The organism is Caballeronia sp. LZ001 (assembly GCF_031450875.1).
Classification (GTDB): Bacteria; Pseudomonadota; Gammaproteobacteria; order Burkholderiales; family Burkholderiaceae; genus Caballeronia.
Genome location: NZ_JARTVX010000002.1, coordinates 84,325 through 108,881, shown reverse-complemented (window position 1 = coordinate 108,881; position 24,557 = coordinate 84,325). Strand labels below are relative to the sequence as shown.

Sequence of the window (24,557 nt, the reverse complement as noted above, 5' to 3'; positions counted from 1 at the left end):
TCGCACATAGCCTGCGGCACGTGCTTCAGTGATACCGATAGGGGCGTCCCCGTCGTTCATGAAGGAGAAAAAGGAATTGAAGGCAAGCGGCGTGATATTGCTCGCGGTGATGGTGCTCGGCAGCCTGACGTTCGTCGTTCACACTGAGGCACTGTCCTTCAACGTCCAGATCGCATGGGCCTCCGTGATGATTGCGGGAGGCCTGATCGCCGGGGCTCTCATGTACTTTCAGGCCGATTAATCAGAGCGGAAAAACCGATGAAAAACATCTCAATCGCGGCATGTACTTTTGTGCTGCTTATCATGACGTGCTGGTTGATGACGTTCCGTTTCGGTCTGCGCTTTGGCACGCAGGATGCGAATCTGAGTTACGTCGCATTTCTGCTGATTGGCGGCTCTGTGGTGGCTTCGTGCGCAAGCGTCCTTTCTCGCCTCTTTCATGTCCGCCGAAGCGTTCGCGACTAGGCCAACGTTATGACCGAAAAACGTCTCTCATCGATCGCCGTCCCCAGCGCCAGCATTCACGCGGCGCTGTTGACGTTTCTGCTGTCCTATCCATCGGTTGCGCTGATGCGATTCCTTCAGCACTTCGACCCCCAACGCGCGAGTGTTGCTGACGCCGGTCCATGGTGGGCGACGTGGCTTCTGCTGCCCGTCGCACTCGGCCTCGGCGGAGCTATCTGGGCGGCACTCGCGTGCCTCGCGTATAACGCGATTGCGAAAGTGCTCGGCGGCGTTCGTTACCGTGCATAGGGAGCGGTTGTCATGTTGAGCCGCCAGCACTACAAGCGTCTGCGGTTTTACTGGCAGGGACGCGCGAGCGGCGGCGCGGGGATGACGGACGGAATCGACCTCGATCTGGCCGCACTAGGGTTCGTAGAACGGTTCGAGCGTCTCGGCTCTGGCGTCTGTTTCCGGATCACGCAGGCGGGGGAGCAGGAGCTGGCCGCCGAGAAGGCACGAGAGGTCGAGCGACGCCGCCCGCATCATGCGCTCGCCGATCGCGTCGCCCAGTGGCTTCAGGATCAAGGCCGTGTCACCTGGACGAATATCGAGCTCCTCGTTGATCGCGACGCCGGCGGCAGACAGGCGATTCGTCCGGACGTGTTCTCGATGGCGGCGACCTACGACGCGAAGCGGATCAACCCGTGCGTGCATGAAGTGAAGGTAAGTCGCGCGGACTTTTTTGCAGATGTCGCGGTGGCGGAAAAGCGGGCGGGATATGCAAAGATCGCAGAGGTCGTGTATTACGCCGCTCCGGCGGGAATGATCGCCGCAGCAGAAGTGCCGGACGGGTTCGGTTTGCTCATCGAGACCGAGACCGGCACGTTTGAGATCGCAAAACGGCCGAAGAAGCGCCCGGTCGCCCTCACCACTCATCACTTCATGAATCTCATCCTCAAGCCGGGCGTCTTTACACCGGCTTGGTAGAGGCAAGACTATCCTCACGTGGATATTTGAGGAATGGATACGACAACACGAAAAGAGGTGGTTCGTAAGCCCGCAAGGCGCATGGTGGCCGAAGTCACCGGCGCATTTGTGTTGTTGATCATGCTGTTGCTCGGAGCGCACTGGATCGCACAATCGGTGCTACCGGCAGTCGGACAATAACTGATCGGAAAACAGGAGTTTCCAATTTATGAAGATTTCAGAATGCATCACCGAAACATTGGCCAGCCTCGAAGCAATGAGCCGTGTCGGCTCAAAGGCGATTGATCTATGTTCAGGCGTGCTGTATGAACCGCACTCGGAGTTTCCGGACGGGGAATGCTTGGCGGCAGAATTGCCCGGCGGCAAAATTGTTGCGGTGGAGACGCACAAGTTGCTTGACCATTTGCTGCTACGGCACGCCAATGCCCAAGCGACTCGCGAAGGTGGTAGCGCTCGGAGCGTGTACACGGATATTCGCGACCATTTCGTACGAAAGACTGGCTTCGAATTCTGATCGGAAAACAAGAAACGACAAATGGAAGCAATCTTGCGCCGCACGCAGAAGGTCCGCGATTATGGTTTCTGGATTCTTGGGCTTGGGGCACTGATCTTGCGCCTTACCGGATACAGCACGTCCGCGACGGTGCTTTTTGTCGGCGCTATTGCGCCTGCACTTCCTGATGGCTTCCGGTTCGGAAGTCGCAAGCGTCTTGGATAACGGATACCGAATGAAATTTGATGCAGATGTAGAGCGCGGCATCGAACTGCTCGCGCTCTGTCAGAAACTGCAAAGCGAGAAGGACGGCGTGGAGCGTCCCGATCCGTTTGCGATCGAAAAGTCGAAGGCGCTCGACCAGTTCGCGATGGACGTGAACACAGCGATCACGAACATGGCGGCTTTGCGCAAACTGCTTCCACAGATGCTCAGTCTGGCAGAACTCGGGCGGAAGCTGGCGAACGAAGGCAAAATCACGGTGGACCACGGTGAGGACTATTCGTCGGCCGCGCTGCGTTTTGTCCGGGGCGAGCATGGCTTAGCCTGATCAGGCGGGCCTCGACAACAGTCTTCTCGAAGAAGGAAAACATGAAGCGCCTTTCGATGGTTCTTATCGTTCCTGTGTTGCTAAGCGCGTGTGGTGAGCATGCGCAGCCGGGTTCGTCGCTGGCAGCGCGATATGCGGCTGCTGAGTTTGTGGGAAAGGCCTACAACGTCGATCCGGTACGCGTCAAAGACGAACCGGTCATTGTGGGTGAAACGGCAAACGTAACCACAGAGTTCGACGGCGGCACGTGCAAGCTCGTACTGGTGAAGCAAGTGGACGCGGACCAGTACGGTTGGCTCGCAAAGAAAATCGCGTGTAACAAGACCGCGTAGCGAGCGTAGGCGGGTCGGATATTTGCCCTTGGCGTTGCTGACAACACCTCGTTCCATTTCATTTGTCACCTCGGCAATTCTTATAGTATTATGCGTACGTGTTTAACCACGTGACGGTGCTGAAGCTTTCGTCGGCAAATCGCACGAAGTAGAGGTAACGATTTATGGGACAAGCGAAGCAACGAGGGACGCGCGAGCAGCGGGTCGCGGCGGCAATTCCCAAGGTCGCACGACCGAGCGCTGACCAACGCCGCGCGCAGCAGGTGAAGGCGGTCGCAGGTGCCGTTGATGTTGTGATGCGTCCGCTGCTACGCGCACTTAACCGCTGAGGCAGCACCGTTAAATCGCCTTCGGTCTTGTGAGGCGTTATTGCTACGTGTTTAGTATCGAATTGTGTTTGAGAAAGTTCTCCAAATGTGCCGCCGTTAGTATGGATCGACAGGTGTTACGAGTTGGACGTTTCGACAAGAACGAAGGAAATCGCGGGCATGAATACCATCGAGATTGACGGTCGGCAGTTGCTGATAGACGTGGTCTACCACGACTCTGGCGAAGAACCCGAGTCCGCATGCGTGAACCGGATGGTCAGTACGCGCGTGGGGGATGTGACCTATCAGCGCCCCGGCGACGACTGGCGTGCTGCCGTCGATTGGGCCGTGCGGCAGATTACGCGGAACGCCTCTGTATTTCAGGTCGATTCGGTGCCGCCGTTCGTGAAATGGCAAGGACGTAGCAGCAGTGGAGTCGTCGAAACACAACCGGCGTCCGCGAAGCGCCAGATCATCACCGTCGTTGTCTCGTCGTACGCGGAAGCGTTCGAGATTGACTGGTCCATGATCGTCAGCCCGTTGACGAAGGCTCGCGCGATGGGATTCGACATCAGCAAGCTGACGGCGCCCCCGGGCAGCAGCGTAACAGTGATCGACCCTGCGCCGCTGGCCGACGCGACCCGAAAAGCAATCGGCGGCGTCGCAAGCTCTGCTGGTGTGCCGGGTGCGCGTCTCGACCACACGGAGGATTGAATGCGCGTTGTCCTTCTTTCCGCGGGGTGGTATCTCAACGCCACAGTCAGCATGAATGGCACTTTCTATGTGGCGGACTCGCTCGCACCCCGTCAGGAATTTGATCCGGGCTGTCACTTCTATGGCCCTGCGGCATGGGGTGGAAAGGTTGGCCCAAGCTACGGCCGCGAGCTAATCGCCCTCCGGCCACTGCACTGGGACGAGTGGTTCTCGAGCGCAGAAGACGCACTCTATAGCGGCGCCGCGTATGCCGAACCGCTACGCGTGTGGCCGGCACGAATCACCGTTACGTCAGCGGGGCGGGACAAGGGTCTGGGTCCGCTCGACGGGCTGACGATTCAGAGCGAGAGCGAACTGGTGTCGCAGGTGAATTTCTTCGCGGCACGACACGCTACCCAACAGCCCCAACTCTACACGGCAGCCGGCCGGCTCCAGAGTGTGGCGGCGCGGTTTCCCGGGCAGCTCGGAGTCGAAACCGCGCTGGCGCACTAAGCATGGCACATTTCCGCCGTCACTAACGGTGGCACATTTCACGCACACTCAACCAGGAGAAACAACTATGGGTTCCATCCGCGTCGTGGCCGCTGGCCTGACCATCGCGTCGCTGCTTATGGCGATCGCATTCAAGCAGATCTTTCGCGCACTGCACCAGTCCGACATCTTCTCGTTCGCACAAACACTGAAGCTGCTGAGCCCCAACATGGCAGATCTGCTGGGTGTCAAGTACATCATCGCGGCGATCGTCGTGCTCGCATTCGTGGGCATGGGCCTTTGGATCGCGAGCGTAATCGACGGCCTGCTGTATGCCATTCACGGATCGATCGCGTACGGCGTTGGTTACGTGAAGGGAAAGATCACGAAGCGCGACTCGGTGGTGGCGCACTAACGACGGCACATTTCGGCCGGCAGTTGTGTGCGACGAACGGAGATCCCGTCTCAAATCACAGCGATGTTTGGAGTTTGCGACCTGGGGCGGGTGATTGCCGCACATCGGATCAGGGTGCGGTAAAGCGGGCGTCACTAAACGTGGCACATTTCGCGGCTGGATCGCCGCTTTACTAACCATGGCACATTTCGCAATTTTGACAAGTCGGGAAGCAAAATCGATGCGCCAGACCGTACATAAAGATGAGGAGCCGTTCGACGGTTTCGCGATAGCGCTCAATGCGAGCGTTGCATGGGCGATGTACCGGATTGAGCTGATCGCGGGGCATAGCCGTGGCGCCGCGGCGGACGAATGGGCGGAGAAGGCTCTGAACTACGCGGAAGAACACGGCCAACGCGGCTATCCGGACACGCCGATTTCCTGTCAGATCCGCAGCGTGCCGGAGCTCGCCGCAGTCTGGCGCATCGGCCGCGCGAAGGGACAGGCTCTCTACAGGCGGCACCCTGCGTGAAATGGAGACCGCAACGCATGCGCAACTGGCATGGCAATCGATCAGAAGAGAGGTAACACATGAATATTAAAGCGCGGCTGCGTGGCTGGCTCTCCGAGCGCGAAACCTTGCCAAACGGAGTGAGGTCGCGATATACGCGCGGCCAGACGATCGTGGGACAGATGCTTTGCCTCGTGGCGTTAGCGCTGCTGATGAGCGTGGCAGCACTGGTCTTCGTCGTTCTCCCGAGTCTTCTCGGTAATTCTGGGCACACCTCGATTGGCGGGGTTGCCGCGCACGGTGTCAAGCTGGCGATTCTCAGCCTACTTTGATCGCCCGAGGCTACTCAGGCCTCCCTCCGCCGAGATGACAGGAAGCGGTTGTTCGTGTGATGCACAGCTCGGGGAATGGGCATGAAGATAAATATTTGGAACCGGATGATAGGACTGCTCCTGCTTGCATTCAGTGCAGGGGTCTGGGCATGGATGCTGGGATGGCTCGCGAGACCGTTCCCTCCCCGCAGTCTCGATGACGCCCCAATGTTGGCTGCGTGGTTGGCGCCAGGCTTGATGGCCTTCCCGACATTGGTCTCAATCATCGCTTGCCTGGTTGGGCTGCTATATGTCGCGGGTGTCCTCCCGGGCCGGACTGACCAGCAATAGGCATCAGCGCAGTCGCGGATGATGAAAACGGAAGAGAAAAAAGGATCAATGCATGAGCACGACTGAGGGCTGGCCGCACGAGCGGAACGCACATCGATTTTCCAAACGCCATTTCTTGTGGCTGTTTCCCCTCGCACTGCTGGCGACGGACTACTACGCGGACTGCTGGAAACGCGACGTAACGAACATCGAAGCGCCGGTCAAACTGCCACCGCGCGCACAGGGTGAAGTCCTCGTCACCTGGCCGGTGCTTGTGGGGCAGTTTGATCGGAGCAAGCCGGAGTGCACCCCTCTGCGTGAGCGTGCTGAGACGGTAGCTTCGTCGTGGCAGGGTTTGGTGCCTCTGCCAGTGAACATCTGGGACGACCAGCTTCTGAAATTCAAGCTCAAAGCGCGGCAGGCCGGGTGTCTCGTGCTCGACAAGGGCGAAACTTATTGATGGCGGCGCTTGCTGGCGGCGACTACCGGTCCGCCTGCAGGGCCACTTCTGACACAGACAAAAGGAAGAACAGTGAACCCTTCTCAGATCCAGATATTCGGGCTGGCACAACGGTTTGCCCTCAATCTCCGCATCAACGCGCCCGTGGTGCTCTTCAAGGAGCGGCACCACGGCCTCAAATACCAGTCGATCACTAACCGCATCATCGTCGGCGGGGACTTCTACTCCCGCTCGCAGGAGGCTCGCGAAGTCGCCGTTGCACAAGCCATCGGTCTCGCTGCACAGCGAGAGGACTTCTTTCGATTTATGCGGCCGTTCTGGGCGGGATCGCTATGGAGCGTCGCATTGATCGTCGCGGGCTTCGTCGCTGGCAAATTCTTCGATTCGTGGACCGTCCAACTTACGATGCAGGTAGTTGGCGTTGGGATGTTCGTCGTGGCGCAGCGACGCCTGAAGAAGGGCTATCCGAAGTTTCAGGTCAAGCGCGCTACTTACGCCGACAAGGTGGCAGCACAGATCTGCGGGCCGACTGCCGTGCTATCCGCCATCGAGAGCACACAGGCCAAACCCATGTCCGATCTCGACGCGACACGCATTGAAAAACTACGGGATTTTGCAACCGTAGCTTGACCACCCGGCTCTTGCCTGACCCACTCCGAACAATGTGGTTTGTCGTTAGTAGAAACTGCATGTATTATTGCGACGTGTAGAGAATCATGATTCGATTGTGCGAAAAGGGGAAGAGCATGTTCTTCGACCTGAGCGACCGGGAGATCACGATCTTGGGGTGTCTCTCGATTTTGCTGACGTGTGTCGGCGGTCTGGGGCTGTGTGGCGTCGTGATCGGGCACGGCGTTCAGGTTGCGGGATTAGACACGTCCGGTGTCGTCTCGGAAAAGGCCGGTGCGGTGGGGGCGTTCATGGGTCTCGCACTCGCACTAGCGATCGGCGCATGCGCATTCATGGAAGGCCGGAAATCCGAGCGGCGTGACGCCTCAGACGCGGCCTGATCGGTCGTGAATCTATCGGGTTGAATTTGACAAGTTCAAAGGAAAATACGCAATGAACCTGAACGCGGCCCAGGCACTCGTCGATCGATTTGCGGACGAGCAGGGCATTCGGTCACCCGTCGTGGCGCTCAGCAAGCGAGCAGATAGCTGCTTCTATGACTTCATCGGCAACCGGATCAGAGTCGGAAAAGACACGCTGAACCTCGATCAGAGCGTCGTCGAGGTCCTGCTGGCATATGAAACGGCTTTGACGGCGGATCGGCGAGGCCTGGTCAGGATCTTCTTGCCGTACGTCTGGATGCTTTCTCTCGTTTTTATCCTGCTGGTTGTCGGGATCGTGGCATGGATCGGGTCCAGTTTCCCGCTGTCCGTCACGTGTTTCGTGATGGGTGCGCTGACGGGTGTCTATGCCACCAGGAAAATGGACACGTCCATCGACGCGGAAGTGTTCGTCCTTGAAAAGCAGGCCGACGCGGTTGCGGCCAAGTTGTGCGGAGCACAGCATGCGTTGGCAGCCCTCGAGGAGTACTGCGCGAACCGGCCGCACATCAGGAACCACACGAAGCGGATCAGCTACCTGCGCCAACTGGCGGCCGGCGCGTGAGACGATGAACGAGTGCCCGAACGATCGCGTTGCGACTGACGCGCCGCGCAGACCACTCAGCCCGGCGCCGGAGGCCTTGGTGCTCGCGCAGGAAATACTCGGCTCGCGATTCGAGGCCGATCACAAGCACATCAACGCATTCCTCGCAGCGTTGCGCGCGAACGGACTGCCGATTGAGCTCGCCTGCTTTGGGCCCCGGGCGGTGGATGCGAAGCCTGTCGTGCTCGAGGTGGCAGATCGAAATCTCCGCGCAGCGGCGGAGCCTCGGATCAGACGGCGCATCGAGTCCATCAATCGAAAGATAGGCGGTTCTGTGGCGGCTACCGTCAACCAGTTCGATTCGGCCCGTCTCGGAGGCTCTGGCGCCGCCGGTCGACAGCGAGACCGGGCACGAGCCTCTGAAGTGCGCAACATCCTCAGGTCTCAGGCGGATCGACTACAGGCCGAGCTCGACAGGCGAGCCAACGAGGCTGCCCAGACGCTTCATCATACCGACGGTGCAAATCTGCGTGAGGAACCACGCCATGAGTGACAACGGAATCGACACGACTCGTGATGCGGGCGTTACTGGCGGCGCGTCCCGGTTTCGCGACCAGCTTGAACGTGTGCTGGCGGACCTTGACGAAATGACTTCAGCGTCGCTCTCTTGCGCGTTGGTCGCGCTTGCACGTCAGGCGGATCACGAGGCAGCGGCCGAGGCGTTTTCGCAATGCGATGGCCGTCATGCATCAGGCGTTGAAGCGGATGCGTCGGCGGCGGCGCTCGCCGTACCCAGCAAGGAAGCCCTGGCGAAGTCCTTCATCGCGGGGATGCTCAAACTCGGTCACACGATCGAAGAAGACAAGGTGCAGATCTTCCGCTCGCGCAAAGACAGCGGCAATGCACTTCATCAACTGATTGAAGCGGTGACGAGCTCGATCGCGGACAGCGTCGCGGCCTCGTCGCACGAGGCGCCAGCCGCTCCCCCTCCGGTGGGCTGGCGCTGGCGCTCGGCGCGTAGCGAGCACTGGACCTACGTAGACGGGCAGCCCAGTGCAGAACGAGTCGCGTGGCTTCGACGCTTCGGTCACTCGTTCGAGCACCTGTTCACGGCCGCGCCTCGTTTGACCGTCGATATCCCGGACAGCGAAGCGCTTCTGGAGATGGCGCGTGCGACGGGCTTGCGTCAACTGATGATGGGCGTGCGCGCGACAGAAGCGCGGGATGTGCTGTCCGCCTTCGTGCAGCGCGTTTCCACCTTCGAAAGCATCTCGCTCGCTGCCTAGATCATGGCCTATCAAATTGAGTGCCGATCGTGCGGCGAGAACGGCAGCTTCCCGCAGAAGCGGGGGATGCGGCTCGCAAGCTATACCTGCCGCTGCGGCGGCGAGCTTCGCCGCATCGGATGGCAGGAGATGTATCGGCGGCGTGCACAGTCGGCCGCCGCGAGGCGACAGGAAGCAACCGAAGGGAGTCGTCCATGAGCGGGTTTATCGCGCCTCGACCGGTCAAGCCGAGCGCAATCTTACGGTGGTGCAGGCAGGCGGCTGGACTCATGGGCCGAGGCTTTGCCGCGTGGCTCACGCTCATGGTGGTCTTCTGCCTCGCTATATACGTCCTGCGGGCGTCCGCGTTTTTGAGCCAGGTCGTTTCAGGCATTGCCTTCCTGTCAGGTATCGGGGTCGCTGCGCTTGTGGATGACTCCAAGCCCAAGTCTATTTCCGATGTCTTCGATGTCGCGCGAGTCCAGTTGCCAATCACCTTCCGGTACGCGGTGTGCATTGCTGCCGCTGCGGCCGTCGGCGGCGTGCTGCTTGTCGTGTTCGCGGGGCATCCGGATCTGTGGATACGGCAGTTCTACAGCCCGAGAATTCTTAGCGTGACGCTGGATGCCGATGGGTTGATCGCCCTCAATCAAATATTCGCTACTGCGGTGATCGGGCTGTGGGTATTCCACCTTGGCTGCCTGTTGCCGTTGGTCGCGTCGCCATTCCAATACCACCTGTATTCGGCATTCGGGATGCGTTGGATGGCAGCGTACTACCGCGGTAACGGTGGCATGCCTGCGTTCAATGTCATGACGATGCTGATCTACAACACGGGCACGATGCTCCTGATTCTCGTGGTGTGGGTGTTAGCCCCTGTTGTTGCGCCAGTTCTGTTCGCGTTTCTCTCTGCACTCTCCTATGTGGCATTCCGGGACATCTATCTCGGGATAAGCGAGAACCGGAAGATCGCGGGAGCGGTTTGGCGTAACAGCGTCGGAATCAAACCGGCTGGCTAGTGACGAAACGAGGACCAAGATGAAGATCAAGACCGGCGCGGACGGCAATGTCGCTTTGTCCGCGCCACAGCAATGCTGGATTCCGGGGCGCAGCGGTAACCCGGCAACCTTGCAGACGGCCGTTTTTGCGGGCCACGTTGTCATGGCTATCACGGACGACGACGGTGGATTTGACCTGCACTACCTGGGCTTCGAGACAGGCGGTTTCGCAACGATGGATGCCGCCAAAAAAGCCGCTCCAGAGTTCGTGCGCGGCGTGCTTGCCCACATGTCGAAACTGATCGTGGACTAAGCAACGAAGGCATGCGATCCCTCAGCGCGATGGACCGCCACGCGTCTGCACGTAAGGAAGGCGCAACGGCGCCGCAGCAAGTCATAAGAGCAGCACCGTACAGGAAGATGGCCATGGCCAAGGACGATTTCATACGAATCAAGTACTCACGCGAGGTCGACGGTCGCAAGAAGCGCACGTCGGTGTCCGTCGACCCAGACCTGTTCCAGATTTTCGCGAAGATCCGGGGCAGTGTGCCGGCGGCGCGGACGGTGCTGCGTCAATGGGCGGCCGAGATCGACGGCGATCGTCAGTGGAGCGAAGGACTCGGGAGCGACGGGGGGATCGGATCGTCCCGTCTCGTTCAGCGTCGCATGTTCGCGGAGATCAATGAGTTCGTGGACAAAGGCATGATCGTTGTTCGGCAGGAAGAAGTAGAGCGGCATCCGAACGCGCCCCGCCCGGATGTCAGGGCTTCAAAAAAGCGCACGCGCGATAAGCGCACTTTCGCGATGGCGTAGGGGCCAGTCCTTCGGGAATAAGACATGTCACATTTTTAGGAAGGTTCAAAATGAAGCCAGATTTCTTTCTGCTAGTAGGCCTGGGAAAGGTGGCGGTAGCGATTGCTGCGCTCACTGTTGCTTATATCGTGGTTTTCGTGTGCGCGAAGCCACTCGTTGGCAAGCGCGAGGCGCACCTAGCCGGACGACTCAGCGGTGGTCTTGCGGCTCTCTCGACGATGTGCCTTTTGTTCGTGGTCTTCCCATGACGGGAATTTGAGAAGCAATCACGCTTCGTCCCGGAGCGAACCTATGATTCAGATATCCGTCCCCTCGCCCGAGGATCGGCTCACCGTCGCGATGTACCTCGCGGCTCGTGACTGGCTTCTGGCCAACGATCCCGACGCGGCCCGAATACTGACGTGGTCTCGTCGCGAAGTAGCTCCTCCCCGGACACCTGAAGACATGGCAAGGGAGATCGTCTGGATCATTCTGTGTGCCGGACGCTCTGCGCAGGCCGCTCGCACGATCGAGGCGAAGGTGTGGAGAGCGATGGAATCTGGTGAACCAGTGGTGTCGGCGTTTGGGTACCGCGCAAAGGCTGCTGCGATCGAACGAGCGTGGTTCGATCGCGACAGGGACTTCGTCGCGCTCCAAGGCGTAGTCGCGACCGGTGATCCGGAGGCGCTTATCGCGTGGTGCAAGACGCTACCGTTTGTAGGGGATGACACGAAGTATCAGTTAGCGAAGAATTTTGGCGCCGACGTGTGCAAGCCCGATATCTGGCTGTGTCGACTCGCTGGCATTCCAGATAAACCGCGGTATCCGATCAAGATGCGATTTCCGGCGTGCATGGATCTATGTCGCATGCTTGCTCGGGCAACGAATGACAGAGCCGCAGCGGTCGACAGTCTGCTTTGGCTGGCCTGCAACAAGGGTGTGCTTGTCACAGATGCGCAAGCGAGCCCGATCACTCTAAACAACAACCCGCCTCGGATGAGGTCTATCTACGAAAGCTCAGCGGACGGAACCAAAGACGCGACGAGTAGGCAGTCGCAACTGGCGCTAGATCTCTGATTGCCGAACGACACCGCAGATGAAAGCTACTCGACAATTAAAAAGCCGGAGGATCAACGCCTGCGTCGCTTCTGTTTCCGTCGCGATGTTACTTGGCGTTGCAATCGCTTTGCCGAGCGATTGTGACATCGGTCGCAGCTATCTCTGTAGCCACAGAGCGGCTGTGGTCCTTATTCTCCTGGTCTGCGTTTTTGTATCCTGCTCCCTACTGATTGTCCGACGACAGAGCGAGATCCAAAGGCCGAACTGCGATTGGAAGACGGCGGTGTATAACCCGAAAGAATTCAGAAGGCGCCCGAACGATCGCTAGAGTTGCACAAGAGGAGAGCGGGGACGCGAGCACCGGCGTCGCGGAGCAGATATCGAGACGGGCGCTCAAGATTGATGCGATCGTGGTACTTCAGACTTGGCTTTCGTCGAGCCAGCTCGCGGCGACCTTTGCTGCTGCTGTGCGCGCAGCGGCGGACACGTCGCCGTTTACGATTTTCTCAACGAGTGGTTCGTTACCCATGCCTCCGTCGGCGACAATCTGATCGTCGGTCGGACGCGAAAACGAGATCCCAGTCGCGATCAATAGTCGAAGGCAGTCGTCGCTGTTGCCAACCACATCGACAGTTTCAGGTCCCACACCTTGGGGCAGACAGCCCGCTTCGTCTGCAAATGCGGCGAGAACGGCCCGACGATTCAGTTCTTTTTTATCCATATCCGTTTGATTTGAGCGTTGTCTCAACGATGAAAAACCGAGGGCGGCCGGGCTGGCCAGCCGACTCTCTTTTAACGGCAGGGCCGAATCGAAACTTGAGGGAGGACGCGTTCCGGCTACTCCTGCGGCGCACTCGGGGTCGTGGCGGGGCAAATGAAGGAACTGTTTAAGCAGCCCTCCACAGCCAAATTCCCGCCATCGTCTTGATTTGCTGCCTGCGCAAGCTATAACGATGACTGCGAAGCCCTCAACCCCAGCAACGTGTCTAAGAATACCTGGAGGCAACATGGAGCTTTCTCTCATCGACAGCGCGGTAGAAGGAATCAAGTTTTTCTCACCGCCGCCAGTGGGCTTCGACGCACTGGCCGCCACCGACGACCAACTCCGGAAGTATGGTTTCCCGAGGCGGCCGAACCCTTCTGTTGCCACCAAACGCACGATCGCACGGTGGCAACGTGCAGTTTGCGCCACGCGGGTGGTGCCGGACCTTGTGCTGACCGAATATGTCCACGGTCCCATCCAGAAAAGGCCGCAGCGCGCTGGGCTGCCGCCTACGTCAAACAACTGGTCGGGCTACGTCGCACACGACACGACTAATGCGTTTCAGGACGCTCGCATTACGACGGATTTCGAAATTCCGAAGCCTCTGAATTTGATAAACCCCGGGCCAAATCACCTGTCCATCTGGGTCGGGTTCGACGGCGACGGATCACCCGATGTCCTGCAAGCGGGAGTTCACGTCATCACCAGCGGGAAATTGCAAGGCCAATCCACGCAGTCCTACCTCTGGATCGAGTGGTTTCCTCAGTACGAAGTGCGAGTTGGGGGGCTACCAGCGAATCCGGGCGACTGGGTTGAAATTCAGATAGAGCACTATCCAGCTGTAGGAGGTTTTCCGCCCAGGGGAGGAGCAAGTCTCGCGAACATCTCCACGGGTCAGTCAGTTGGCCTCGCTATCACCCCTCCGGCGGGAACGGCGTTGGTGGGGAACTGCGCAGAATGGATCGTGGAACGACCGGGGGTGAACAACGTGCTCAGTAGTCTTCCGGATTTCGTCACAACGATTATGATGACCTGTGACGCGACAGGACCCGGGATATATTCTCCGGGCAAGGTGCCGGCTACCGCAACGATCGTCGATTATGCGATGACGGATGCCGGCGGCACAATCATCATGCAAGCCAACCTTGCTCCACCCCATCTGAAAGCGAACGCTCCCACCGAGTACGGATACACCAACGTCACCTTTCTCGGTGGCACCACAACGGGCAATCCATAAGGAAAAAGAGCGCTTCCCCCTGTTCGCGCCGTTCGAAAATGGCGAGGGAGCGCTCCGCACCGCAAAAAGTCACAACCATTTGCCACTCGATCTCGAATGACGCGCAGACATGATACATACCCGTTATGTATGTGGATCGTACCATCGATTCATCGAATGCTCGCTTCGGGTACTGTGCGAAACTGATGCGCAGGCTCCCTTTTGTTGGAGAGACGATGATGAATCAAAGGGAAGCTTTTGAAAATTGGCACAAGGGAATGTACGGACCGGTGCGATCGCGTCGCGACGGCAATTACCTCGAGCCTGAACAAGGCCGCTGGTTGGCTTGGAGTACTTCCCGCAGTGTGCTTGTGGAAGAAGTGGAGCGCGTAGTGACGCCAGCGATGACTGAGGCAATCAGCAGGTTCGAATTGCTCGGGAGGCAAAGGGACCGCGTGGACATAGATCTGGGGGCCGGCGCAAAGGGTCTTCGTGTTGCGCTCGCCTTCGTCTATGATGCGACCCGACCATCTGAGGACGTTTGATGCCATTCAAGGACTACAACGTAGCCGCGGAAGAAAGCGTGCGCGATGCGTTCAATTCCCCGACGACAGAACTGCGATTTTTTGAGAAGGTTGTCGATCTGTTCCCGAGGACGATCCTCGCCGGTGAGGCGGACGGGCCGGTGGAAGCGCTTATGCTGTGCCTGAATTCGTTCCAACTCTTGCTTGCTGGTGGACGGATTGCATTGACGGGACATGCGAGCGCTATGTTCCCCGTCGTGCGCACAGCCCTCGAATCTGCCTGCTATGCGTTCATGATTCTCGAGAAGCCCGAGCTCGCGGTTGTGTGGAGAGCGCGCCACGAATCCAGATCCAAGATGGACAAGTGCCGCAATACCTTCGCAAACGCCATTAAGGTTGTTTCTCGCGAATGCTCCTGGACTCCGGAGGGAAAGCAGCGGTTGGTCGACACCTATCAAGGCATGATCGACTATGGCGGCCATCCGAATCCCCACTCGATTTTCCATGCAGTAACGATTGATGACGGTGGCGACCATTGGCTTGCCAACCTGAATTCGGTGTACGAGCCTGATTCGGGCATGGCGAGGTGGGTGACGCTCGCGTGCGCGGAAGCGGCGCTATGTGTTGCTGCTGTGCTGGCGGAATGTCATCGAAAGAATGACACAGCGACTTGGAGCGTAATACATGAGCGGATGGACGAGCTGTCAGCACTGAAGACGGCGATGCAAGCCGAAGCTGGTCAGGACAATAACCAACATGATGCAATGAACTAACCTCTACAGCAGCTCAATGAACTATAGCGAAGAACACGAAAGACTGCTCCGAAGTATGGGCCGCCATCCGGACCAAATCGATGCTGGCGCCGCGCTGTGGGCAAACGCGAAAAAGTTGATCCGAAAGCCGCTTTCCAAGTGGCCGCAATTTGAGCCGGTGTGGGACTGCAACGAGGCGAACTTTTACTTCGCGCTCGACGGAGAGTCGCCAGAAGCATTTGCTAGCGACTACCCCCAAGGCGTTCGCTGCTGCGACGTGGACCTGTCCGAACTGGACGCACGTTTATGCGCGGGCAGTCGCCGCTCGGCAGGGGAAGTTTGGGGGTTCGCTGATTCGAAGGTGGCAGAAGCGATTTGTTTCTGGGCGGAAGGTGGCAAGATGACCCCACCGATGATCCTCCTCGTCACCGTCGGAGGAGAGGCTCAGTTGCACGTAAAGGGTGGCAACAACCGATTGGCTATCGTTCGCGCCAAGGGGATCGCGCGAGTCAAGGTTCTGATCCTTCGCGATGAACTCACAGCGGTGAAAGGCATGCTGCCGTCATTGATCGAGTGCACGACCCAGATGGTACAAGATGCCGGAGCGAAAACGTAATGGCGGCATTCGAATCGCCGTCCCTAGTGCGGCTACACGGCGTCGAGCGTTCCGATCGCGTTTCGACCTACGCGGAGGTTGCGGCCTTGGTCAACCGCTGTAGAGAGGCATTGACCGCGGCTAACGTGCACATAAAGCCCAACAGCGCGTTGGGAGCGCTCTTCTCTAAAGCGGATAAGTTGAATCGTTTCTGGATCGCCCAAACAGATCAGGAGGACATTCGTACTTTGATCGAAGCTGATGAGGCCGCTCGGATTGCCGAATCTGTGCTGTCAGCGGTGAACGATCCGGCGGCATCTCAGGCAATCCGGCGCATCACCAAGAGCGATATGCACCTGTCGACCCGGCAGCCATCGCAAGGGAAAGACGCTCTCTGGGAACTGTCGTTGAGGAGGTTCCTGCAATTGCGGAACGTGCCGACACGCTTCAAAGATCCGCCCGACCTTGAGATTATGTTTTCGAAATTCGGTGATTATGGTATCGCGTGCAAGAAGGTCTATTCCCAAGAGTCCGTCGGGAAGCAACTGGCTAAGGGGTTGAAGCAGATCGAGCCATACCGCGGCTCTGGGATGGTGGCCTTCAACCTCGACGACTTGACGCCGGGGGAAAGCATTTTGGCTGCGGCCACGAAAAGCGAAGCTTCCGCGCGCCTCGCGTCTATAAATGTGGCGTTCATTGAAAAACACCGATTGCGTTTTCAGACGGCAATCAAACAGGGCAAGTGTGACGGAATCTGGGTTTCGTCGACCGTCCATGCCGACATTGCAGGCGTGTCCCCGCGTTTTAATCGCATAACGGAGAACACATTATGGACAATCAACGAGGCTCGGTTGGGAACGCATATGCGCATTGCGGAGATTCGTCAGCTAATCGACGGAGGTGGGCGCGCTGATGCGTTGACAGGCTGAATGCTGGTCGGAAAACGATCACGGAGGGATTGCGTCGCTACCGAGAATCTGCATCAACGATCTTGCATTGCGCTGCCCCTGGTCCTCGAAATTATTGTTGAATACCACTTGAGCCCGTTCGACCTTGCGCGCGATCAAGATGATCTGTGATGCGAGTTCACCCAATTCCTGATCGGTGTAGTCGTAATTGAACCGAGCGGACGCAGACGTAGCACCCTTGATGTTCCACGTCTCGTGATTCCGGCCGTGTAAGCGCACCAGCGCCAGTTTGCTGTTGGTGACCTCCCAGACGGCCGGGATGGAATTGGACGTTGTGTTGGGCTCGTCGACGATCACATTCACCAGGCGCCGCGCACGCTCGAATGCCAGCGTGGCCTCACATGACTTTTCAGAGAACCACGACGCGTGACGGAACTCGGTGGCGACAACATAGTCCGCCATCACGTCCGCACAGTGCTCTACGTGAGCGCGGCCGTCGGCGTTATTGACCACCCACGGAGCAAATTGAAAGTGCACCGCGCCCAACTTGCCGGCGGCGCGAAGAGGTTCGATGGCGTCGGTGAATCGCTTCCAAAGTTCTCGAAGGATCTCGCCCGGCGTGTCTTTGTAGTAGAGGTTCTTTTTGTCGCTTGGAGGAAGTGCCGCCTGGATGTCTTTTGGCAGTTTGCTGCGATCCGTCTGGTGGCCGGTAAAGAGACGAAACGCCTTCAAATTGAACGTGAAGTGAGGCGGCGTGCGCTCGGCCCATAAGGCTGAGTTGGAAGCGCTCGGCATCGCGTAGTAGCTTGAATCGACCTCGACCATGGGGAACTGTGTTGCGTAGTGGCGGAGCCGTGCTTCCGCGCTCGTGCACCCCGGGGGATAGAACCGTTTGCATGCGATCAGCGTTGGATCAGTCCAGGAGGCGGTCCCGACTTCGATCTTCATCAGTTTTCCCCTATCACGATTGCTTCAATGGATACACATAACGGGCCGGTGTCTCGCGGCCGCGGTCGTTATGAAGTCCCTCACTTCGATCCAGTCTTGGTTGTCCATGAAGGGCAATGGGCCGGAGACTAGACGGCAATACTGGCGAAATAGTTCAACATCCACAGGTGCTTCGTTGTCTAGCGCTGTCATTGCCGTCGGATCGATTCGAGTCTGATGCCAGCCGTCTTCGTCGAAGTCTCGCCGAATTTCCGCCCATCGGCTCGCGAGACGGATAACAAGTGATGCGCATCGGCCGTTGTTCAACGATATCGTTCGATCAGTGTCCACAAACAGTTTGCAGATGGTGGTCATTGAGATCTCAGTGAAAGTTGCGACTCGTTGTGGCCAAACTACCGAGCAGGTGCGTCAGGTCCACCAGCCGGTTGGCGACTAGATGCTTCACATCTCCCTCTTTCTGCCACACCCCATATACGCCGAGCAGCGCCGCGCCTAACGCTTCCTTTCTGAACTTCTCAACCAGAGACGGCCAGACTATCACGTTGATCTGACCGGTCTCGTCTTCCAGTGTGACGAAGAGGACGCCGTTGGCTGTACCTGGGCGCTGCCGGACGGTCACGATGCCGCACGCCTTGGCAAGACGCCCGTCAGGATATGCCGATAGAGTGGAGGCAGGATAGATCCTCTGCTTGTTCAATCGCTCGCGCAGCAGTGCGAGCGGATGGCGATTGAGCGTGAGCCCAGTTGAACGGTAGTCGCTGACGATCTCCTGCGCCTCCGACGGTGCGGACAGTTCCGGGAGTTCCTCTTCACGATCCGTTGCACGCAACAGGTCTTTATCTGGAACGGCTGCGACTGCCTGCCATAGTGCCTCGCGGCGGTTTCCTGCCAAGCCGGCAAGGGCGTTCGAATCGGCGAGAACCTGCAAGTCATGACGATCGAGCCGGGCACGGTTTGCCAGATCATGCACGTTCGCAAACTGACGCACCGATCGTGCAGCTTCAATGCGTGCTGCTGATTCTTCCCGCATCCCTCGAACAAGCGACATGCCGAGTCGCACAGGTGCCATCGAGCCTTCGCCCTCCAACGCTGAGTCCCAGTTGCTGATCGTCACATCGATGGGCAATACCCGGACCTTGTGCCGTTTGGCATCCTGCACAAGCTGAGAGGGTGAATAAAATCCCATCGGCTGGCTGTTTAGCATCGCGCACAAGAATGCCGCGGGCTCGTGGCATTTAAGCCAGCAACTCGCATAAACAAGCAGAGCGAAGCTGGCGGAATGGCTTTCGGGAAATCCGTACTCCCCAAAGCCTTGGATCTGGGCGAATATCGATTCGGCAAAATCGCGATCGTAGCCGCGCTGGAGCATCCCTTGTACGATGCGGTCATAGTACTGTTCCAGACCGCCCTTGCGCCGCCACGCGGCCATCGCTCGCCGTAATTGATCTGCTTCGCCGGCTGAGAAGCCGGCGGCAAGCATCGCGACCTGCATTACCTGCTCTTGAAAGATGGGAACGCCGAGCGTCCGGGCAAGTGCCGTTTCCATCTCAGGACTGGGAAACGACACGGGCTCAAGTCCCTGGCGTCGACGCAGATACGGATGGACCATCCCACCTTGAACCGGGCCTGGTCGCACAATCGCGACCTCAATGACCAGGTCGTAAAACGTTCTCGGTTTAAGTCGTGGGAGCATGCTCATCTGTGCCCGCGACTCGATCTGGAATACCCCTACGGTGTCGGCGCGACAGATCATGTCGTAGGTCTCAGAGTCTTCGGGTGGGATGTCCTGTAGCTCAAACGGTTCGCCACGCTGCTGACCGACGAGGTCAAGAGTGCGACGGATTGCGGACAGCATTCCGAGCGCAAGCACATCAATTTTCAGAAGCCCAAGCGCCTCGAGGTCGTCCTTGTCCCATTGGATTACGCTGCGATCGACCATCGCCGCATTTTCGATAGGCACCAGTCGTGATAACTTGCCCCGCGCGATAACGAAGCCGCCTGTGTGTTGCGACAGATGTCGAGGAAAATTTAGAAGCTGTGAGGCGAGAGCGGCCCATTGCTGAATAACGGGTGCGTCGGCGTCGAGGCCAGATTCAGTGAATCTTTTCAAAAGGTCTGCGCTTGAGTCGAACCACTGATGCGCTTTCGCCACCTTGTCAACGATAACAGGATCGACACCCAAGGCCTTGCCAGAGTCGCGCAGTGCGCTCTTAGGCCTATAGGTTGTCACAGCGGCAGCAAGTGCTGCGCGTACACGTGTGTATTTTCGATAGATGTACTGAATGACCTCCTCTCTGCGCTGGTGCTCGAAGTCAACGTCGATATCGGGCGGCTCACCGCGTTCCTTAGAGATAAATCGTTCGAACAGCATTGAGCTGCGGGCGGGATCGACTTCCGTGACGCCGAGGCAAAAGCAAACCGCTGAATTGGCGGCCGACCCGCGGCCTTGACATAGGATGCCCTGACTGCGTGCATACCTGACAAGGTCGTACACAGTAAGAAAATAAGGCTCATATTTCAGATCGGCGATCAGCGCGAGCTCGTGTTCGATCTGCTGCTGCACCTTGTGCGGTATGCCTTCAGGGAAACGCCTGTGAGCGCCTATGTAAGTCTCTTGCCGCAAGTATGCGGTGGGTGTGGTGCCCGGCGGTACAAGTTCATCGGGATACTCGTAACGCAGTTCGTCGAGTGAAAATGCGCAGCGGTTGGCAACGTTGAGCGTCTCAGAGAGCGCCTTCTCTGGGTATAGGTTGGATAGGCGCAATCGTGCTCGCAGATGCTGTTCCGCGTTTTGCGCAAGCTGAAAACCGCATTCCGCGATAGAGCGGTTCAGGCGCACTGCCGTGAGTGTGTCTTGCAGCGGCTTGCGGGACCGCACATGCATCGTTACGGCGCCCGTGGCGACTGTCGGCACGCCGTGCTTTTCTGCGACGTATTCGACTGTCCCGCGATGAATGTCGTCCATTGCGCGTGCATGAAGAGTAAGCGCTACCCAGCAGCGATCCGGAAACGTGTCCGCGATCCATCCGACTTGCGAGTCAAGTCGCTGCTCCTTCGCCGGATATTCGGGCGACAGGACTGCAAGGCAGTCAGGAAGACCTTTGAGGTGATGGTAAGGCGCGTCTGGATGCGAGAGATCATGCGGCGTTAGGACGTAGGTTCCTTTGGATGTGCGAGTCCTGGCAAGCGTGATCAGCTCCGAGAGATTGCCGTATCCCTCGCGGTTTTGGGCCAGCAACGTCAACGCGAGCGCAGGCGAACCATCGGCATTGGTCAACTGGAAATACGCGCCGACAATGAGGCGGATGTTGGCCTTTTTAGCAGCGACGTGCGCACGCACGATGCCGGCGAGCGAGCATTCATCTGTTATCGCGATCGCCAGGTAGCCAAGTCGCTCCGCGCGCTCAATCAGCTCCTCAGCGTGCGATGCACCACGCAGGAATGTGAAATTGGAGAAGCATTGCAGCTCGGCATACCCGGGCAGCATTGACGAGTAGATGTCCATCGCATCACCCGAAAAGGCCGTGCAGGAACCACCGAGGATCTTCTTCTTCGCGGCTGCCCACGCGCTCCCGGTATATCCAGTAGCACGTTTGATCGTCAGCCTCGGCAACAAAGTAGTCGCGGGTTACCAGTTCGCCATCCCACCATCCACCTTCAACGCGTTCGCCTGGGGATACCGTGCGCAACGGGCTACCGTAAAACGGGCGATGCTGTCGCGTCATTAACTGGATGGGCTTTTCAAGCAACCACGCGGGTCGAGGCTGCTCGCCCGGGAGATCGCAACCCTTGGCATCGCTCGTTACAGGTACCCAGTTCGCGATTACCTCTGGTCGATGGTCGGCGATGGGCGCTGGACGAAGAACGTTCTCCGGACCAAGTCGAGCAACTAGCAGCTCCATCAGGCGGGCGTGGTCTTCCTTGTTGCCGCCGGGGTCAGGAAAGAGGGAATCCGATGGCGGCTCCGCGAGCGCAACATCATCGACCTCGAGCCGGACAGCGATAACGGCGGCATCAAGCGCAGTGCGGCCAAGGCGCTCTTTCAGGAGTCGCGTCAAATGCTCTTCGTGCCACGTGGGCTCGGCCAAAGCTACGGTAATTTGCGTCGGCGGGACGGCTGAGCGACCACGTTCGTGTTCCAGCAAAACGGAAAAACGTTTCAGGGCGAGTTGTTTGCTCGCGAGCCATCCTGTGAGTTGCACAATGAGTCGTCGCGCGCTGAAGAGAACAGCTTCAGCGTGTTCGACACGATCCGGCAATTCAATGCGCGCGTTGAATGTCGGCGGGGTTTCAACCCAGTGGAAAAGCTCTGGTGCTTCGCCGACCATTCTGTCGAGCCGGTCCAGCAGGGCGGTTCCGCATCGCTTTTTCAAGCCTGCCCGGGGAAGGCGGCGCAGATCGGCGACGGTCTCACAACCAAGACCAGTGAACCAATCAGAGTAGCGTCGCGTGTCTGGTATCAACAAGGCTGGCAAAGCCGGTAGTTGCCGCATCAGCGAGCGTACAGAGAGTCGTTGCCCGCCGCGGAACCTGGCCATCAGCCATGCAGCCTCGCCGGTCGGCGCGACTCCGATTTGGACAGTGAAGCCGAATGCGGCTAGGGATGCGCGCATCGCACGCCTGATCGCGCGTATGCCTCCGAACAAGCGCAGACTCGCCGAGATGTCGACGAGTATGGTTTCTTCTTCCGCGATGGTCACCAGCGGGCTGAACTGCATGAGAGCCGTAGCTACGTCCACGAGAGTCTGCTGTTCGCGGATCTCGTCGCGATCGCAGATGCGGGCGTTGGGTACAAGCGTGAGAACGCCGCCTTTGCGCATGCCCGTGCGAACTCCCGCGTCGATCGCGCGCTTGTCGCATTCCACCACCCGCTCGCGATCCAAAACGACGAGACCGTGGTCCGAATCAAGAGACCACTTCGGCTGGAAGACTTCGAGACTGAGGTGCGGCAGATACGCGCCGATCCAGACTTGCATGGCGATTCAAAAGGATGGGCGAGTGTGAAAGTTGGACGATCAACGGCTCGTCGCGCGCTGGGCCACGGCGTTTGACGAAGTCGAGCGCCACGCTGTCGCGCCGCGGTCTCACCGCGAGCCGAAGAGGGGCGGGCGATGTGTCGCTGGCAGTGGCCAACGGCCGAACCATGAAGAAGAGCGTCTCGCTGGTCTGTGCAGCAAGATGGAGGCGTCTCAGGGAATCCTGGCGCACGTGCGATTGCCAGAAAATCAACGCGCCGAAGGTGCCAGCACGCAAGATCTGCTCCGCGGCCCAGAGGGCATCGGCAGTCTTCTGTGCGCGGATCACGTTGAACGTCGAGTGCGGCAGTTCCCAGTAGGCGGCAGCCTCGGGATGGAACGTGTGCGGGGGCAGTAGCAATGCAATCGGCCGGTGCGCACATTGGCGCAATGCCGGCAGCAGAAGACGGAGTTCGCCCACGCCGGGCTGCTGCACCAGCAGATCGGTCAGGGCGCCCCTTGGCCAACCGCCTCCCGGCAGCTCGGCGGCAAGCTCTGGAAACCCGCACGGCATGACATTCGCCCGGCCAGCCGCTAGTTGCGAGCCGAGCCAGAGCGAAGGATGGATTGTCTCCGGTGCCGGAAGTCCCACGGAAGGTCGCCTATCGAGTACTGTATGAATGTACAGTATATGTCACTCTTGTCTCGCTTGCACAACTCGTAAAAATGGGGTGCGATCAAGTCAGGGCGGCTGTAGTCGTATGATGGCTCTTTGTTCTCGTTGGAAGAAGATGACGGCAGACGACAATTTCGGGACGCGGGGATTTCTGTCGGCGGAGGTCGAACATCATCGCAAGGAAGTCCGACAGCAATTCCCGTCGCAATTCGCGGAGTGCGATGGCTGGTCGGATGAAGCGGTCAGGCAACTCCACGAAGCAACCTTCTCCGATGGTTCGCCGGCAAAGCTGTTTGCGGCAGCTTATTGGATGAAATGCGTCCGGGCTTGCCAGGGAGCAATCATCCTCGCGGAGCGTGGACTCATCCCCGATTCCATGACCCAAACTCGAACTGCCGCGGAAGCGCTTTTTCACGCTGTCGCCCTTGTCGTTGAGCCGAGCGTCGTAGAAAAGTTGATCGCGGAGGATATGCGGCAAAAGCGGAAGCAGGTGCAGGGCATGACGAGAGAGCAGACGGTCAATAGCACGCTATCGGAAGGCGACAGAACGGCATTGCTCGCCCTGCTTGATGCCGAGCACAAGAAGGGCGAGTTTTCCGCGTTCGATGCCGCCCACATAGCAGGGCTCGATTATCTATATCAGACGATGTATCGCGGACTGTCGCTAGCGGCTGCGCACAGCACGCTAACGGCGCTTGATCATGAATTTGTCCGAAGACCTAGTGGCGAGGTCGATCTCGACTTCGGACCGTCTACGGACAATCTGGAATTCGCGCTGGGCATGGTATCGGCATGCCTGAAGATCGGGATAGAGAAGATGTCGGCGGCTATGTCCGACACGGGGGAGGGTCATGGCGTGTAAATGCCGTGCCGAATCAGGTATTCCTTAATGTCTGTGTGCGCCTGTCTCAGAAGGATCGAATCCAGAGGGTAAGTATTAGCGAGCACTCGGCCACGACTGCCAACACTGTCAAAAAACGAGGGGAGATCGGCAGCATGTGCAAAATGCGCGGCCATGGCAAAGCTATGAATCGTGTACTGGTCGCCCATCGCCTCGATCGTTATGGAGGCAGACTCTCCACTGCTCAGAAATAGTTCAACCGAGGTGAACATTTTGCCGACGTGCTGGAGTTCGATCCTCAGGACGGTCTCGAGAAACTGGTGTACGTTCATGTGCTGGCGAATTGGGGACTTGCAGGCTTGGGCAA

At 58.5% G+C, this 24,557-nt stretch carries 33 protein-coding genes; 27 read left to right on the top strand and 6 right to left on the bottom strand.

What is annotated here, in order from left to right:
* The first annotated feature begins 58 nt into the window (after positions 1-58).
* The 21 genes from P9292_RS02950 to P9292_RS02850 all read left to right on the top strand — a co-directional run bounded on the left by P9292_RS02950 (position 59) and on the right by P9292_RS02850 (position 12,030).
* On the top strand, positions 59-241 hold the full coding sequence (locus tag P9292_RS02950) for a hypothetical protein (protein ID WP_244797387.1): 183 nt from the start codon (positions 59-61) through the stop codon (positions 239-241).
* A gap of 233 nt (positions 242-474) precedes the next feature.
* Positions 475-753: a hypothetical protein gene (locus P9292_RS02945; protein WP_244797388.1), complete on the top strand. Its 279-nt coding sequence runs from the start codon at positions 475-477 to the stop codon at positions 751-753.
* A gap of 81 nt (positions 754-834) precedes the next feature.
* The gene (locus P9292_RS02940) at positions 835-1,431 is read left to right on the top strand and encodes a hypothetical protein (RefSeq protein ID WP_309957996.1); all 597 of its coding nucleotides are present in this window, start codon (positions 835-837) and stop codon (positions 1,429-1,431) included.
* Between the two features lie 208 nt (positions 1,432-1,639).
* Entirely contained in the window at positions 1,640-1,945 is a 306-nt protein-coding gene (locus P9292_RS02935) for a hypothetical protein (RefSeq protein ID WP_244797390.1), read from the top strand.
* Between the two features lie 148 nt (positions 1,946-2,093).
* Complete coding sequence (locus P9292_RS02930) at positions 2,094-2,474, top strand: hypothetical protein (protein WP_309957993.1); 381 nt, start codon at positions 2,094-2,096, stop codon at positions 2,472-2,474.
* Between the two features lie 41 nt (positions 2,475-2,515).
* Complete coding sequence (locus tag P9292_RS02925; RefSeq protein WP_244797393.1) at positions 2,516-2,806, top strand: hypothetical protein; 291 nt, start codon at positions 2,516-2,518, stop codon at positions 2,804-2,806.
* 488 nt (positions 2,807-3,294) lie between these two features.
* Positions 3,295-3,828, top strand: a complete 534-nt coding sequence (locus tag P9292_RS02920; protein ID WP_244797394.1) for a hypothetical protein — start codon at positions 3,295-3,297, stop codon at positions 3,826-3,828.
* The gene (locus tag P9292_RS02915) at positions 3,829-4,320 is read left to right on the top strand and encodes a hypothetical protein (RefSeq protein ID WP_244797395.1); all 492 of its coding nucleotides are present in this window, start codon (positions 3,829-3,831) and stop codon (positions 4,318-4,320) included.
* Between the two features lie 67 nt (positions 4,321-4,387).
* Positions 4,388-4,714, top strand: a complete 327-nt coding sequence (locus P9292_RS02910) for a hypothetical protein (RefSeq protein WP_244797396.1) — start codon at positions 4,388-4,390, stop codon at positions 4,712-4,714.
* A 94-nt stretch (positions 4,715-4,808) separates the two neighbouring features.
* A complete protein-coding gene (locus P9292_RS02905; protein ID WP_309957989.1) occupies positions 4,809-5,225 on the top strand; it encodes a hypothetical protein in 417 nt (138 codons plus the stop codon).
* Positions 5,226-5,284: 59 nt separating this feature from the next.
* Positions 5,285-5,536: a hypothetical protein gene (locus P9292_RS02900; protein ID WP_244797398.1), complete on the top strand. Its 252-nt coding sequence runs from the start codon at positions 5,285-5,287 to the stop codon at positions 5,534-5,536.
* 382 nt (positions 5,537-5,918) lie between these two features.
* The gene (locus P9292_RS02895) at positions 5,919-6,305 is read left to right on the top strand and encodes a hypothetical protein (RefSeq protein WP_244797399.1); all 387 of its coding nucleotides are present in this window, start codon (positions 5,919-5,921) and stop codon (positions 6,303-6,305) included.
* Between the two features lie 72 nt (positions 6,306-6,377).
* Entirely contained in the window at positions 6,378-6,935 is a 558-nt protein-coding gene (locus tag P9292_RS02890; protein WP_244797400.1) for a hypothetical protein, read from the top strand.
* 116 nt (positions 6,936-7,051) lie between these two features.
* Complete coding sequence (locus P9292_RS02885; protein WP_244797401.1) at positions 7,052-7,315, top strand: hypothetical protein; 264 nt, start codon at positions 7,052-7,054, stop codon at positions 7,313-7,315.
* A gap of 52 nt (positions 7,316-7,367) precedes the next feature.
* Positions 7,368-7,919 (top strand): hypothetical protein, encoded by a 552-nt coding sequence (locus P9292_RS02880; protein WP_244797402.1) that lies wholly within the window; start codon positions 7,368-7,370, stop codon positions 7,917-7,919.
* 79 nt (positions 7,920-7,998) lie between these two features.
* Entirely contained in the window at positions 7,999-8,451 is a 453-nt protein-coding gene (locus tag P9292_RS02875) for a hypothetical protein (protein WP_244797403.1), read from the top strand.
* Positions 8,444-9,184, top strand: coding sequence for a hypothetical protein (locus P9292_RS02870; RefSeq protein WP_244797404.1), 741 nt, complete (start codon positions 8,444-8,446; stop codon positions 9,182-9,184). The genes P9292_RS02875 and P9292_RS02870 overlap by 8 nt, the downstream gene beginning before the upstream one ends.
* Positions 9,185-9,453: 269 nt before the next feature.
* Positions 9,454-10,182 carry a hypothetical protein gene (locus tag P9292_RS02865; RefSeq protein WP_309957985.1) on the top strand — a complete coding sequence of 243 codons (729 nt, stop codon included), beginning with the start codon at positions 9,454-9,456 and terminating at the stop codon, positions 10,180-10,182.
* Positions 10,183-10,201: 19 nt separating this feature from the next.
* Entirely contained in the window at positions 10,202-10,474 is a 273-nt protein-coding gene (locus P9292_RS02860; RefSeq protein WP_244797406.1) for a hypothetical protein, read from the top strand.
* Between the two features lie 113 nt (positions 10,475-10,587).
* On the top strand, positions 10,588-10,974 hold the full coding sequence (locus tag P9292_RS02855; protein ID WP_244797407.1) for a hypothetical protein: 387 nt from the start codon (positions 10,588-10,590) through the stop codon (positions 10,972-10,974).
* Between the two features lie 291 nt (positions 10,975-11,265).
* Positions 11,266-12,030 carry a hypothetical protein gene (locus P9292_RS02850; protein ID WP_244797408.1) on the top strand — a complete coding sequence of 255 codons (765 nt, stop codon included), beginning with the start codon at positions 11,266-11,268 and terminating at the stop codon, positions 12,028-12,030.
* A gap of 400 nt (positions 12,031-12,430) precedes the next feature.
* On the opposite strand, the gene P9292_RS02845 is transcribed toward P9292_RS02850, so the two are convergent.
* Positions 12,431-12,733, bottom strand: coding sequence for a hypothetical protein (locus P9292_RS02845; protein ID WP_244797409.1), 303 nt, complete (start codon positions 12,731-12,733; stop codon positions 12,431-12,433).
* A 286-nt stretch (positions 12,734-13,019) separates the two neighbouring features.
* Here P9292_RS02845 and P9292_RS02840 point away from each other — a divergent pair, with 286 nt between their 5' ends.
* The 5 genes from P9292_RS02840 (at position 13,020) to P9292_RS02820 (ending at position 16,791) form a co-directional block, all read left to right on the top strand.
* Entirely contained in the window at positions 13,020-14,012 is a 993-nt protein-coding gene (locus P9292_RS02840; protein ID WP_244797410.1) for a G1 family glutamic endopeptidase, read from the top strand.
* 215 nt (positions 14,013-14,227) lie between these two features.
* A complete protein-coding gene (locus tag P9292_RS02835; RefSeq protein WP_309957982.1) occupies positions 14,228-14,536 on the top strand; it encodes a hypothetical protein in 309 nt (102 codons plus the stop codon).
* Positions 14,536-15,288: a hypothetical protein gene (locus P9292_RS02830; protein WP_244797411.1), complete on the top strand. Its 753-nt coding sequence runs from the start codon at positions 14,536-14,538 to the stop codon at positions 15,286-15,288. The genes P9292_RS02835 and P9292_RS02830 overlap by 1 nt, the downstream gene beginning before the upstream one ends.
* 16 nt (positions 15,289-15,304) lie before the next feature.
* Positions 15,305-15,883, top strand: a complete 579-nt coding sequence (locus tag P9292_RS02825) for a hypothetical protein (RefSeq protein ID WP_244797412.1) — start codon at positions 15,305-15,307, stop codon at positions 15,881-15,883.
* Positions 15,883-16,791 carry a hypothetical protein gene (locus tag P9292_RS02820; protein WP_244797413.1) on the top strand — a complete coding sequence of 303 codons (909 nt, stop codon included), beginning with the start codon at positions 15,883-15,885 and terminating at the stop codon, positions 16,789-16,791. Before P9292_RS02825 ends, P9292_RS02820 begins: the two co-directional genes overlap by 1 nt.
* An 18-nt stretch (positions 16,792-16,809) precedes the next feature.
* On the opposite strand, the gene P9292_RS02815 is transcribed toward P9292_RS02820, so the two are convergent.
* The 4 genes from P9292_RS02815 to imuA all read right to left on the bottom strand — a co-directional run bounded on the left by P9292_RS02815 (position 16,810) and on the right by imuA (position 23,325).
* Positions 16,810-17,718: a DUF72 domain-containing protein gene (locus P9292_RS02815; RefSeq protein ID WP_244797414.1), complete on the bottom strand. Its 909-nt coding sequence runs from the start codon at positions 17,716-17,718 to the stop codon at positions 16,810-16,812.
* A gap of 361 nt (positions 17,719-18,079) precedes the next feature.
* A complete protein-coding gene (locus tag P9292_RS02810) occupies positions 18,080-21,223 on the bottom strand; it encodes an error-prone DNA polymerase (protein ID WP_244797415.1) in 3,144 nt (1,047 codons plus the stop codon).
* 4 nt (positions 21,224-21,227) lie between these two features.
* Positions 21,228-22,694, bottom strand: a complete 1,467-nt coding sequence (locus P9292_RS02805) for a DNA polymerase Y family protein (protein WP_244797416.1) — start codon at positions 22,692-22,694, stop codon at positions 21,228-21,230.
* Complete coding sequence (gene imuA, locus P9292_RS02800; protein WP_244797417.1) at positions 22,624-23,325, bottom strand: translesion DNA synthesis-associated protein ImuA; 702 nt, start codon at positions 23,323-23,325, stop codon at positions 22,624-22,626. The genes P9292_RS02805 and imuA overlap by 71 nt, the downstream gene beginning before the upstream one ends.
* Positions 23,326-23,434: 109 nt before the next feature.
* On the opposite strand from imuA, the gene P9292_RS02795 reads away from it, so the two are divergent.
* Complete coding sequence (locus P9292_RS02795) at positions 23,435-24,211, top strand: DUF5677 domain-containing protein (protein WP_309957977.1); 777 nt, start codon at positions 23,435-23,437, stop codon at positions 24,209-24,211.
* On the opposite strand, the gene P9292_RS02790 is transcribed toward P9292_RS02795, so the two are convergent.
* Positions 24,199-24,522 carry a hypothetical protein gene (locus P9292_RS02790; protein WP_244797419.1) on the bottom strand — a complete coding sequence of 108 codons (324 nt, stop codon included), beginning with the start codon at positions 24,520-24,522 and terminating at the stop codon, positions 24,199-24,201. The genes P9292_RS02795 and P9292_RS02790 overlap by 13 nt on opposite strands.
* Positions 24,523-24,557: the final 35 nt, after the last annotated feature.